Source organism: Pseudarthrobacter sp. MM222, from assembly GCF_947090775.1.
Lineage (GTDB): Bacteria > Actinomycetota > Actinomycetes > Actinomycetales > Micrococcaceae > Arthrobacter.
Window position 1 is genome coordinate 344433 of sequence record NZ_OX352321.1, and the last position, 11723, is coordinate 356155.

The 11723-nt window shown below is 65.8% G+C and carries 15 protein-coding genes and 3 tRNA genes; 13 read left to right on the forward strand and 5 right to left on the reverse strand.

The window, feature by feature from the left end:
- Nucleotides 1-5 precede the first annotated feature (5 nt).
- Together OM977_RS01690 and OM977_RS01695 are read left to right on the forward strand one after the other, a co-directional pair.
- Complete coding sequence (locus tag OM977_RS01690; protein ID WP_264357510.1) at nucleotides 6-758, forward strand: ABC transporter ATP-binding protein; 753 nt, start codon at nucleotides 6-8, stop codon at nucleotides 756-758.
- A complete protein-coding gene (locus OM977_RS01695; protein WP_264355840.1) occupies nucleotides 755-1516 on the forward strand; it encodes an ABC transporter permease in 762 nt (253 codons plus the stop codon). Before OM977_RS01690 ends, OM977_RS01695 begins: the two co-directional genes overlap by 4 nt.
- An 83-nt stretch (nucleotides 1517-1599) precedes the next feature.
- On the opposite strand, the gene OM977_RS01700 is transcribed toward OM977_RS01695, so the two are convergent.
- The 5 genes from OM977_RS01700 to OM977_RS01720 all read right to left on the reverse strand — a co-directional run bounded on the left by OM977_RS01700 (nucleotide 1600) and on the right by OM977_RS01720 (nucleotide 5772).
- Complete coding sequence (locus OM977_RS01700; RefSeq protein ID WP_264355841.1) at nucleotides 1600-2298, reverse strand: haloacid dehalogenase type II; 699 nt, start codon at nucleotides 2296-2298, stop codon at nucleotides 1600-1602.
- 34 nt (nucleotides 2299-2332) lie between these two features.
- Entirely contained in the window at nucleotides 2333-3265 is a 933-nt protein-coding gene (locus OM977_RS01705) for a cation diffusion facilitator family transporter (RefSeq protein WP_264355842.1), read from the reverse strand.
- Between the two features lie 10 nt (nucleotides 3266-3275).
- Nucleotides 3276-3749 carry a metallopeptidase family protein gene (locus OM977_RS01710; RefSeq protein ID WP_264355843.1) on the reverse strand — a complete coding sequence of 158 codons (474 nt, stop codon included), beginning with the start codon at nucleotides 3747-3749 and terminating at the stop codon, nucleotides 3276-3278.
- A 35-nt stretch (nucleotides 3750-3784) separates the two neighbouring features.
- A complete protein-coding gene (locus tag OM977_RS01715; RefSeq protein ID WP_264355844.1) occupies nucleotides 3785-4801 on the reverse strand; it encodes a DMT family transporter in 1017 nt (338 codons plus the stop codon).
- 89 nt (nucleotides 4802-4890) lie between these two features.
- The gene (locus OM977_RS01720) at nucleotides 4891-5772 is read right to left on the reverse strand and encodes an ArgP/LysG family DNA-binding transcriptional regulator (protein WP_264355845.1); all 882 of its coding nucleotides are present in this window, start codon (nucleotides 5770-5772) and stop codon (nucleotides 4891-4893) included.
- A 68-nt stretch (nucleotides 5773-5840) separates the two neighbouring features.
- Here OM977_RS01720 and OM977_RS01725 point away from each other — a divergent pair, with 68 nt between their 5' ends.
- The 11 genes from OM977_RS01725 to OM977_RS01775 all read left to right on the forward strand — a co-directional run bounded on the left by OM977_RS01725 (nucleotide 5841) and on the right by OM977_RS01775 (nucleotide 11716).
- Entirely contained in the window at nucleotides 5841-6443 is a 603-nt protein-coding gene (locus OM977_RS01725) for a LysE/ArgO family amino acid transporter (protein ID WP_264355846.1), read from the forward strand.
- A gap of 183 nt (nucleotides 6444-6626) precedes the next feature.
- A tRNA-Glu gene (locus tag OM977_RS01730) sits at nucleotides 6627-6699 on the forward strand.
- A 96-nt stretch (nucleotides 6700-6795) separates the two neighbouring features.
- Nucleotides 6796-6869 (forward strand) — tRNA-Asp (locus tag OM977_RS01735).
- Between the two features lie 48 nt (nucleotides 6870-6917).
- Nucleotides 6918-6993: transfer RNA gene (locus tag OM977_RS01740), tRNA-Phe, on the forward strand.
- 174 nt (nucleotides 6994-7167) lie between these two features.
- Entirely contained in the window at nucleotides 7168-7515 is a 348-nt protein-coding gene (locus tag OM977_RS01745; protein WP_264355847.1) for a hypothetical protein, read from the forward strand.
- Nucleotides 7516-7933: 418 nt separating this feature from the next.
- The gene (locus tag OM977_RS01750; RefSeq protein ID WP_264355848.1) at nucleotides 7934-8395 is read left to right on the forward strand and encodes an Asp23/Gls24 family envelope stress response protein; all 462 of its coding nucleotides are present in this window, start codon (nucleotides 7934-7936) and stop codon (nucleotides 8393-8395) included.
- Nucleotides 8392-8583, forward strand: a complete 192-nt coding sequence (locus OM977_RS01755) for a hypothetical protein (RefSeq protein WP_264355849.1) — start codon at nucleotides 8392-8394, stop codon at nucleotides 8581-8583. The genes OM977_RS01750 and OM977_RS01755 overlap by 4 nt, the downstream gene beginning before the upstream one ends.
- Complete coding sequence (locus OM977_RS01760) at nucleotides 8580-8963, forward strand: hypothetical protein (protein ID WP_264355850.1); 384 nt, start codon at nucleotides 8580-8582, stop codon at nucleotides 8961-8963. Before OM977_RS01755 ends, OM977_RS01760 begins: the two co-directional genes overlap by 4 nt.
- Nucleotides 8960-9598, forward strand: a complete 639-nt coding sequence (locus tag OM977_RS01765) for a DUF6286 domain-containing protein (protein ID WP_442960683.1) — start codon at nucleotides 8960-8962, stop codon at nucleotides 9596-9598. The genes OM977_RS01760 and OM977_RS01765 overlap by 4 nt, the downstream gene beginning before the upstream one ends.
- Complete coding sequence (locus tag OM977_RS01770; protein ID WP_264355851.1) at nucleotides 9595-10206, forward strand: hypothetical protein; 612 nt, start codon at nucleotides 9595-9597, stop codon at nucleotides 10204-10206. The genes OM977_RS01765 and OM977_RS01770 overlap by 4 nt, the downstream gene beginning before the upstream one ends.
- A gap of 220 nt (nucleotides 10207-10426) precedes the next feature.
- Nucleotides 10427-11716, forward strand: a complete 1290-nt coding sequence (locus tag OM977_RS01775; protein WP_264355852.1) for an ABC transporter substrate-binding protein — start codon at nucleotides 10427-10429, stop codon at nucleotides 11714-11716.
- Nucleotides 11717-11723: the final 7 nt, after the last annotated feature.

The following is an 11723-nucleotide window of genomic DNA, read 5'->3' on the forward strand; positions in this document are numbered from 1 at the left end:
AGGGCATGGAGAAGTCGTACAAGGAATTGCACGTCCTGCGCGGCGTGGACTTCGAGGTGGCACCTGGCAGCATCTTCGCCCTCCTCGGCTCGAACGGAGCCGGAAAGACCACGATGGTGAAGATCCTGTCCACGCTGCTGACAGCAGACGCCGGCACAGCCACGGTGAATGGATCCGATGTCACGACGGACCCGCTCCACGTTCGAGAGTCCATCAGTCTGACGGGACAGTTCGCTGCCGTCGATGAGATCCTCTCCGGGCGGGAGAACCTGGTGTTGATTGCCAGACTGCGGCACCTGGACGACCCCGGCCAGGTGGCTGATGGTCTTCTCGCACAGTTCAACCTCGCCGATGCAGGTTCGCGAAAGGTGGCGACGTATTCCGGAGGCATGCGCCGACGCCTGGATATCGCCATGAGCCTGATTGGGGAGCCGAAGGTAATCTTCCTCGACGAGCCCACCACAGGGCTCGACCCCGAAGCCCGGATTGACGTGTGGCAAATCGTCAAGGGACTAGCGACGCAGGGGACCACCGTTCTGCTCACCACCCAGTACCTCGATGAAGCTGAGCAACTCGCAGACCGGATCGCCATCCTTCATCAGGGGCGCATCATCGCTAACGGCACCCTCGCCGAGCTGAAGCAACTCCTCCCGCCGGCAAAGGTCGAGTACGTCGAAAAGCAGCCCACCCTGGAGGATATCTTCCTCGCACTGGTGGGGAACGACGGCAAGGTCCAGTCAAGTAAGGAGAGGTCATGAGCGCACACTTCTTCGGAGACACGGCCGTGTTGCTGGGCCGCTCCATGCGTCACATCTTCCGCAGCGTGGACACCATCATCACCACGGCGATCACGCCGATCGCCCTCATGCTGCTATTTGTTTATGTGTTCGGCGGCGCAATCAAGACAGGCACCGGTAACTACGTCAATTACCTGTTGCCGGGAATCATGCTGATAGCGATAGCGTCGGGCATCGCATACACCGCCGTTCGGTTGTTCTCGGACATGCAGAGCGGCATTTTTGAGCGATTCCAGTCCATGCCGATCGCACGGTCGTCCGTGCTCTGGACACATGTTCTGACCTCGTTGGTTGCCAATGGGCTCTCGCTAGTGGTCATTGTGCTGGTAGCCCTCGTCATGGGGTTCCGCACATCGGCAAGCCCCCTGGAATGGCTCGCTGTTGCCGGAATCTTGGCGCTGTTCACACTTGCACTTACCTGGCTCGCAATCATCGCCGGCCTATCGGCAAAGTCCGTGGACGGTGCCGGCGGATTTTCGTACCCGCTGATCTTCCTGCCGTTCATCAGTTCGGCTTTCGTCCCCACGGAGACCATGCCGGGTCCCGTGCGCGTCTTCGCCGAGAACCAGCCGGTCACGTCGATCGTCAACACGATCCAGGATCTGTTCGCACAACGACCGGTCGGCAACGACATTTGGATCGCCCTCGCATGGTGCGTTGGCATCCTCGTTCTCGCCTATGTGCTCGCCATGGCCGCCTACCGGCGCAGGATCGCCTAGGGGCGCCAAAGCGCTCCTGCAGCTGCCGTGCGCGGCATTCTTGCGCGACGGCGACGGCGATGAGCGGCCCCGCTGCCCTGGCCTCAGGCCAGGGCAGCAGCCAGCTCGTCCAGCCCGGACACCGTGTAGTCCGGTGCCTGAAAATACGCCGGGTACTGCCCGCCGGGCCGGTTGATCCAAGCGGTGCCCAAGCCGGCCCTGGCGGCGCCGTGGATATCCCAGGGATGCACGGCGACCAGCAGCAACTCATCCGTCCCAGCGCCGCACGCCGACGCCGCGTACTCATACGCAGCTTTTCCCGGCTTCCAGGACTGTGCGTCCTCCACGGAGAGCAGCCGTTCAAAACTCTCCCTGAGACCGGCGGACGAAAGCAGGTTTTCTGCTAACTGGGTGGACCCGTTGCTCAAGGTTGTCAGCCGGTAACCGGCGGCTTTCAGAGCCTTGACCCCGTCAGGGACGTCCTCATGCAGTCCCAGGCCGGCCAGTCCTGCCATGACGTGCTCCACGGCAGCCTCGCGTCCCCTGGCCAGCTCCATCCCGGCGAACAAGCCGCGCAGGGCTTCGGCGCCGATGTCCGCGAAGGCACCGTTGTCTCCGGCTGCTGTGAGGGCGAAACCGTCGCGAAGCAGCGTGGCGAACCACAGTTTTGCCAGGTCTGCCGGTGCGCCCGCCTCGATGAACCGTTCTGCCATGGGGGACATGTCCGACAGGGTTTCGTTTACGTCAAAAAGGATGGTCGAGGGTTTCATGCGCGCACGGCCGCCTTTCGGGTGGGTGGTCACGATTTTCCTTCCGGTATCTGGTTGCCGGCAGCCCTCAGGCGTGCTGGTGGGCCTCATGCTCCGCGTGGCTCACGGGTTCCAGCTGGAACGTGCAGTGGTCCGTGTCGAAGTGCGAACCCAGGCAGCTGACCAGCTTGTCCAGCACACGGTCCGCCCCGCTGGCGCTCATGGCTGCGTCCTCAACCACCACATGGGCGGAAAATACCGGCACGCCGGAGGTGATGGTCCAGATATGGATGTCGTGGACGGACACCACCCCGTCCACGGCCAGAATGTGCTCCCGGATGAGATTTACGTCCACGCCCTTGGGGCACGCTTCGAGAAGGACGTCCACGACGTCGCGCAGCAGGTGCCAGGCCCGCGGCACGATCATGAGCGCAATGAGGACCGAGGCGACCGTATCCGCCGCCTGGTAGCCCGTGACCAGAATGACAATCGCGGCGGCAATGACGGCGAAGGAGCCGAGCAGGTCGCCCAGCACCTCGAGATAGGCGCCCCGGACGTTGAGGCTTTCCTTCTGGGCGCCGCGGAGGATCAGCAGCGAGATCAGATTTGCGACGGCGCCGAGGACGGCGGCGGCCAGCATGACGTCGGTCTGGACCTCCGGGGCTGAGCCGAGACGGCGGATCGCCTCGGTGACAATGACCACCGCGATGACGATCAGGACCAGCGCATTGGCCAGCGCCGCCAGGACTTCGGCGCGCTGGTAGCCGTAGGTGCGCTGATCGCTCGCCGGACGCTCGGCGATCCACGCCGCCACCAGGGCGATGGAGACGCCCGCGGCGTCCGAGAGCATGTGGCCGGCGTCGGCGAGCAGTGCCAGCGAACCCGACAGCAGGGCGCCGGCGATCTGGATTACGACGACGGCGAGAGTGATGCACAGGACGGCGACCAAACGCTTCCGATGCTTCGCTGTTCCAGTGCCGGAGGCGGCGATGCCGTGCGAGTGGCTGTGGTCGTGTCCCATGGTTATAAGGCTATCCCCAGCCGAGCTCATGCAGGCGGTCGTCGCTGATGCCGAAGTGGTGGGCAATCTCGTGCACCACCGTGACCGTGACCTCCTCGATCACGTCCTCGCGGGAGGCGCAAATGTCCAGGATGGGCTGGCGGTAGATGGTGATGCGGTCCGGCAGGGAGCCGGCATCCCACCACGAATCCCGCTCTGTCAGCGGCACACCCTCGTAGAGGCCCAGCAGCACCGTGTCGGGGTCCTCTCCCCGCTGCGGCGTGTAGTCATCCTCGATGAAAATTGCCACATTGTTCATGGTCTTCGCCAGCTCTGGCGGGATCCGGTCCAGGGCGTCGCTCACCGCGGCCTCGAACTCGGCTTCCGACATCGGGAACGGCCGGGGATCCTCGCCGCTGACCTGGCCGCCGAGGTCCCCGTTGTGGTCCGCGTCCTCCGGGTCGGAAGGCACGATGGGGAGGCCGGGCGGCAGCGAAGCGGGCATAGCTGAACTTTAGCGCCGAACCCTGCCGTGAGCCGCTAGCGGGACCGCCGCCGGGTCAGCGCCACGCCCGCCAGGCAGATCACGCCGCCCACCAGGCCCCAGATCGTGGGAATCTCGCCCAGTACCAGCCATGAGATCAGGATGGTGGTGCCGGGCACCAGATAGGTGGTGGCGGCGAGCCGTCCGGCGTCGAGCAGGGACAGGGCGTAGGCCCAGGTGGTGAAGGCGATCGCGGTCGGGAAGATGCCGAGGTACACCAGACCGAGCGTGGCTGGCAAGGGGGCGGCCTGGAGTTCGGCGAGCAGCTGGCCGCTGAAGGGCAGGCAGCAGACGGCCCCGACCAGAATGCCGAACCAGGTGGCTTGGGCTGCGGGGATTTTCCGCAGCACGGGCTTCTGCACGATCACGCTGACCGCGGCGAGGGCGGCGGCAAGCAGGCACAGCAGCACGCCGGCGACATCCGCCGTCGACCGCTGCCCGGAACCGAGGGCAATCACCGCAACCCCGGCGAAGGCCACCAGGCTGCCGATGATCAGCCAGCGCGGGAACCCTTCCTTGAGGATGAGACCGGCCATGACCGCCACGAGGATGGGGTTGACGTTGATCAGCAGGGCGGCGGTGCCGGCGTCGAGCAGGTGTTCCGCGGCGTTCAGGGCGACGTTGTAGCCGCCAAACCACATGACGCCGTAGGCCAGGATGGGCCACCACTCGCGGCCCCTGGGCAGCGGGGTGTTTTTGCTGTTACTCCTCAGCTGTGGGAGCACCACGAGTCCCAGCACGACGGCGGCAATCGCCAGCCGGCCCAGCGTCAGCGGGCCGGGGGAGAAGTGGGGACCAACTGCGCGGATCCCCACGAAGGCGGACGCCCAGAGCACCACGGTGACCACACATGCGGCGATGCCGAGCCGGCTGATCTGGCCGGGCTGGCGCGGCGGGGTCGGGGATTTCCCAGGGGCAGCGGGCGGCGGCACTTCGTGGGTGCGCTTGTGCTGGGTGGTGTCCCGGTGGGTGCCTTCCGGGTTCGGGGAGCCTGTCTCGGCGGTTGTGGCCATGCTGCCAATCTAGTCCGTGCCGCGTCCGGGCGGCTGGCGGAAATCGGCCACTTCTAGTCGAGTTCCTGCCATCCGCCGGACCAGCGGCCTCACCGGAGCACGTGCGCTGCGTCCTGGACCGCGGCGGCGACCTCGTCCAGGGCTGCCGAGCCGTGGCGCCACTGCTGCCAGTGCAGCGGCACATCGACGTGGCTTGAGGGGGCCAGCGCAGTAAGCCGCCGATGCTCCAGGTCGGCCGCGATTTCGATTTCCGGCAGCAGACCCCAGCCCATTCCGAGCCGGATGGCTTCGCCGAATTCGGAGGCGGCGGGGACGTAGTGGCGTGGCGGGTGCAGCGGCTTCCGGCTGATCTTGCGCAGGTAGCGGTCCTGGAGATCGTCCTTGCGGTCATAGCTCAGGACGGGAGCTGCGCCGAGCGTTTCTGCGGTCACGCCGGCGTCGAACCAGCGGCTGGCGAAGTTCGGGCTGCAGACCGGCAGGTAGCGCATGACGCCCAGCCGGCGGGACGAACAGCCGGGCGCGGGCTTGGCCGTGGTGGTGATCGCCGCAGCGGCGGCCCCGCTGCGGAGAAGCTCCAGCGAATAGTCCTGGTCCTCGCGCAGGATTTCCAGCTGCACCGAGCCGGCCACCGCGGCCAGGCCCGTCAGCGCCCAGGTGTGCAGCGAATCGCTGTTGATTACCAGGATGAGCCGGGGCCCGGACTCGGCGGTGCCGGGCTCAAGTTCCTCGGCCAGGTCGGCGGAGAGCATGTCCAGTTGGCGGGCAAAGCGCACCACGGCCTGACCCGAGGAAGTGAGCTCCAGCGGACGTGTCCGCCGCAGTACCGGACGGCCAACTGCGACTTCCAGGGCGCGGACGCGCTGGCTGACGGCCGAGGCGGTGACCAACAGGTGGCTTGCGGCTGCCTCGAAGCTTCCATGGTCGATGATGGCGGCCAGCGTCCGGGCCTGGTCGGGGTGGATATCGATCATTAGCTGAGCTTACGTCCCTGCAGAATCTTTAAGTGGTTTCATGGCTTACCTGCGCCTAGCGTGGAAGGGTGATCCTCTCAGCGTTTTCCGGCCTCGCCAGTGGCCTGTCCCTTATTGTCGCCATCGGTGCCCAGAATGCCTTTGTCCTGCGCCAAGGCATCCTTCGCTCCCACGTCGTCCTGGTTGTTGCCGTTTGCGCCGTCTCGGACCTCCTGTTGATTGTGCTGGGGGTAGCCGGCATCGGGGTCCTGATCGAGCGTGCTCCGGCGGTCCTCGACGTCGTGCGGTGGGCGGGCGCAGCCTTCCTTTTGGGCTATGGAGGCCTCGCCGCGATGCGGGCCGTCCGCGGCGCGCAGCTGGCCCAGCCGGGAGTCCGGCAAGGCGGCACACGCCTGGCGGCCCTCGGCACGTGCCTGTCCCTGACCTGGCTGAACCCGCACGTGTACCTGGACACCGTCCTGCTGCTGGGTTCCTTGGCCGGCACGCACGGGGCGGAGGGGCGGTGGTGGTTCGCGGCCGGAGCGGGACTGGGGAGCATCGCCTGGTTCGCGGCGCTCGGGGCCGGCGCGCGGTATCTTGCACCGCTGTTCGAGCGACGGAACGCGTGGCGGGTGCTGGACGCCGGCATCGCCGCCGTCATGATCACCCTCGCCGTCCTGCTCGTGGCCTGACCCGCCGCTTCCGCGCGCCGTGCGCTCCTGAAGTCGGCGCGACCGTCGATTTTGGATTATCCGGGGGTCTGCCCTTATAGTTTTATAGTCCCGTTCGGAGGAACCCGAAAGGACAAAAACGGAAGGCTTTGGCCCTTCATTTTTGCCCTTGTTTTATCGCGTGTTTAGTCGGATGGAGTTCTGGCCCCCATCGTCTAGCGGCCTAGGACACCGCCCTTTCACGGCGGCGGCACGGGTTCGAATCCCGTTGGGGGTACGCAAGGAACTGGTCAAACCGGGTGTGAAAGTCTGGTAGGCTAAAGGCCTTGAAAAATTGCAGTAGCGATACTGCAGAGAAGCAAGAAAATAGCAAGGCCCTGTAGCGCAGTTGGTTAGCGCGCCGCCCTGTCACGGCGGAGGTCGCGGGTTCAAGTCCCGTCAGGGTCGCTCTGATTGCCAGAAGAAATTCCGGCTCTCATGGTGACAAGTCACCTAGGCTCTGTAGCTCAGTTGGTAGAGCGTTCGACTGAAAATCGAAAGGTCACCGGATCGACGCCGGTCGGAGCCACCAGCTAGAACCCCGCAGTTCCCAGTGTTTACACGGGAACGGCGGGGTTTTTTCGGCGCCCCTTGTGCGCCCATGTGCAGGAACGCAGACGGGCCGCGGGAGCAGTGCAAACAAGGACACAGCCCGTCCTACGTGGCGGCATTAGGCTGTTGCTACGGTCCACTTCGAGGAGTACCGATGATCGCCTGGCTTAGCACGTTTGTCCGCCGGCACCTGATCGCCGATGACCCGTGGCCCCAGTACTCCCACCTCGACCATGCCGACGGCCTGAACGGGGCAGCCATGAGCACGCGTGAGGAACTCGCCGCGATTGAAGCGCGGCTGACCGGGGACCAGAATGAGTCGGCAACCGGCGACGGCGCTCAGTCAGTCAGGGACCGGACCTACCTCCTAGCCCTGGTGAGGCAACAGTCCGCGAAACTGGACGCCGTTGCCGGGTTGGTGGAACAAGCCGAGAAGAACGGGCAAGCGACCGTGTACGCCCGCGAGGTTTCCGCAGCGATCACTGAACGAGCGGTGGCGTGAGGAGCCATCCCGACGACGCAGGCTCGCTTCGGGGCTGAGGCCTGCGGCGGACCGTTGCCTGCACGCTGACCTGCGGTTATCCTAGCGGTGGGAGTGGCCCGACCAATCAAAACGGGGGAGGGCCACGCGGTATGTTCGCAATGCCGATTCCCGCACAGGCTGGCTCCATGGTCTCAAACGATGGAGCCAGCTTGGGGAACCGTTGGGCCATCGCCGCCTGACACCCGCCCGCGTCTTCGAATGATCCTCTGTCCAGCGCCTACAACCCCGCCGTTCCCAGCGTTTACAGGGGAGTTGCGGGGTTTTGTCGTTGCCCGGGACCGGATCGCGTTATCCCCGGCTTTTCCATCGGCGGCACGCAGCCCTGTTGCCGCCGGCAGGGGCTAGGGTGGTGTCAAAGAGAAGGGGGGAGTGCCTCATGGAATACCAGAATTCCCAGCCCAGAGCGGGCTCTGTGCCCGAGCTGCCCATGACCGCACCAACGGGTGGAGGCCGGACCGTCATTTCCGAGGCGGCCGTCGCAAAGGTCGCCGGAATCGCTGCCCGCTCGGTTCCCGGCGTCTACTCCCTTGGATCAGGACCGTCCCGCGCCCTCGGTGCGATCCGCGATGCGGTCGGCGGTGCGGACCACGCCGCCGGTGTGCGGGCCGAAGTCGGCGAAACCCAAGTGGCCGTCGATATTGATCTCGTGGCCGTCTACGGCACACCCCTTCATCCCCTGGCGGACCAGATTCGGGTTGCCGTCTACGCAGCCGTTGAAGAACTTGTCGGGCTGCAGGTTATTGAGGTCAACATCGAGATCCATGACGTCTACGTGCCCGGTCCGGTGAAGCCGCCCGTCGCCGGTGAGGCCAGGCCTACCAGGGAGGCAATCCAGTGAATCTGACCGTTGTAGGGATCGCAGTCGGCGCCTTCGTGGCGTTCATGTCCTTCCAGTTTGGCGCCTGGGGGTTCCTGGGTTCCCTGCTGTTCATGGGCATCGGCGCCCTGCTGGGGCGCGCAGCGGAAGGGAAACTGGACCTGCGCGGCGTGCTCGATGCCCTGACAGGCCGGCGTTCCTCCTCATGAGCAGCACGGCCGGGGTGGCAGTCCACGGCCGGGAACTTGCCGGCCACAACCGAATCAACACTCAGGCCCTGACCAGTCTGGCGCGCGCCGCAGCAGCCGAGGCCCTCGGCGTTGCGCCCCACGAGGTCCGGGCCGAATGGTCCGACGACGACGGCCTGCTGGCCTTGTCCCTCGTCACCCCGATCACGGTGCCCTCGCTGGCGGCAGTCCTCCGGGACCCCGGTCGGGTGGCGGGTTTCGGGGGCTCCATCTGGGACCGGACAGTGGCCGCCAAGGCGGCCATCCTCGGCCGCGTGACCGAGCTCAGCGGCGCGCGCCTCAGCCGGGTGGACATTCTGATCAGCGGAGCCAGCGTCAGCGAAGGAGGGCGGGTCCGATGAGCCATGCCACGGAGCGCCGGAACCCGGGCAGCGACGTCGCGTCCGCGGACCCAGGGAACGGTGCCGCCGGGATGGAGCGGATCCTGAAGCGCGAGACCCGGTCCTCGCGCGCGGTGGCCGCTGTCATCGCCGCGGTGCTCGTGATCGTGCTGTGCGGCTATGCGCTCCTGGAGACAGCAGTGCGCGCTATTGGCCAGCCGCCGTGGCTCGTGGACCCCGAGGCCGCGGCGGAACAGATCGTGGCGCTCCCGGCCGGGGTCCCGCCACTTCTGCTTGGCGCCCTTGGCGCGGTGCTGGTGATGGTCGGCCTGTACTTCTTTTTCAACGCCGTGCTGCCGGGCCGAAGGGCGCGCCACCTGCTGTGGGACCGCCGTGCCGCCGTCGTCGTCGACGACGAAGTGATTGCATCCGCACTGGCGCGCCGCGCTCGGCTCGCCGCCAACGTGACGCAGGAGCAGGTGATGGTCATCGTTTCGAGGAACCATGTACTCGTCAATGTCCGCCCGACCTCCGGAGTCCCGCTGCATGCGGAGGCTGTCCTGGCGGCGGTGCAGGAGGAACTAAGGGAAATGGGGCCAACACCGGTGCCGGATGTCCGCATCAACGTGGCCTCCGGGGGAGTCATCGGCGCATGAACAGTACTCCAAGAATCCTCAACCGCGTCCTGATCGGCATCCTCGGCCTGGTTCTGATTTTCCTGGGCACGCTGCTGGTGCTGCTGGCCACCGTTCCGGCGGTCGGCACCTGGTGGCGGACGTGGTCGGCCGGCGCCTGGAGCAACTGGCAGGACCTCTTCGCCCGAACCCGCGTCCCCGGCCAGCAGGAGAGCTGGCTGTGGCTGGTCCTGGCCGTGCTGCTTCTGGCCGTGATGGGTGCAATGGTGGCCTGGGCGGCCCAGCAGGGCAAGGGCCGCGCCAGCCTGCTGGTGGCCGAAGAAGATCCCGGCGAGGTGCCGGGAATCGTCCGGATCGGCGGCGGCGTCGCGGAGCAGGCCCTGCGCGCGGCACTGGCCGATCGGCCGGACCTCGCCGGAGCCACCGTTGCCACCTATGAGCTCCGCGGCGAACCGGCCCTTAAGATCCGGGTGCAGCCACGCCAGGGCGTGGCCCCGCACACGCTTGCGGCCGAGGTCTCAGCCCTCGTCGAAGCGCTCGATGTTGTAGTCGGCAAACGCACCCCGGTGCTCATCCACATCAGCTCCGGAGCGCGGTCCCGGTTTGGCCGGGCAGAGCGCGTTCGGTGAGGTTGGTTAAGTTCCGATAACGTTCCGGGCCGGGGCGGACCGGCCAATGCGGGCCGAAAACGCCGTGATGGCGCGGTTTTCAAGGCTCGCGGGTGGCGTATCCTTTTGATAAAGCGACATGTAAACGCTTGCATTCCTAACCGAGCGTTTACTACTGTGATGGTCACCACATCAACTGCACCGCATTTTTACCGGTACTCAGCGAGGAGAGCCCCCCAGTATGAAAACCCCCAAATTCCTACTTCCCGTAGCCACAGCAGGCGTTTTGGCCCTGACCCTTTCCGCCTGTGGCGGTGGGGGCGGTGGCGGTAGCGCGCCCGCCGCCGGCGGCGACGCGGAGCAAGGCCTCGACGGCCGCGGTCCCATCACCTACGTTCAGGGCAAGGACAACAGCAACGTCGTCCGCCCGCTGATCGAAAAGTGGAATGCCGCGCACCCGAACGAGAAGGTCACGTTCAAGGAGCAGACCGACCAGGCCGACCAGCAGCACGATGACCTCGTCCAGAACTTCCAGGCCAAGAACGCCAACTACGACGTCGTCAGCGTCGACGTTGTATGGACGGCCGAGTTCGCGGCCAAGGGCTGGCTCCAGCCGCTCAAGGACAAGATGGCGCTTGACACCTCGAAGATGTTGAAGCCGACCGTTGACAGCGCCTCCTACAAGGGCACCTTGTACGCCGCACCGCAGAACTCCGACGGCGGCATCCTGTACTACCGCAAGGACCTCGTACCCACGGCGCCCAAGACGTGGGACGAGATGATGCAGATGTGCTCCATCGCCCAGGCGAACAACATCGGCTGCTTCGCGGGCCAGTACGCAAAGTACGAGGGCCTCACGGTCAACGCCTCGGAAGCCATCAACTCGGCCGGCGGTTCCGTGCTGGACAAGGACGGCAAGCCGAACCTGAACACCGCCGAGGCCAAGGCTGGCCTCGAAAACCTGGCCAAGGCGTACGCTGACGGCAACATCCCGAAGGAAGGCATTACCTTCCAGGAGGAGCAGGGCCGCCAGGCCTTCCAGGACGGCAAGCTGCTGTTCCACCGCAACTGGCCGTACGTGTACAACCTCGCGGTGACCGAAGGCTCCTCGAAGGTCAAGGACGTCCTCGGCATGGCTGCCCTTCCGGGCGTGGACGGCCCCGGCGCATCGACCCTCGGCGGTCACAGCGCCGGCATGAGCGTTTACTCGAAGAACAAGGCCACGGCCAAGGACTTCCTGACGTTCCTCACCTCCGAGGAAACCCAGAAGTTCTACGCGACCCAGGGCTCGCTCGCCCCGGTTCTCGGCGCACTCTATGACGACCAGACACTCGTTTCGAAGCTGCCGTACCTCCCGGTGCTGAAGACCTCGATCGAGAACGCCGTCCCGCGTCCCGTTACCCCGTTCTACCCGGCCGTCACCAAGGCCATCCAGGAAAATGCATACTCAGCGATCAAGGGCGAGAAGACCGTAGATACGGCCCTGTCTGACATGCAGAAGTCCATCGAGTCCGCTAGCGCGGGACAGTAGCTTCATC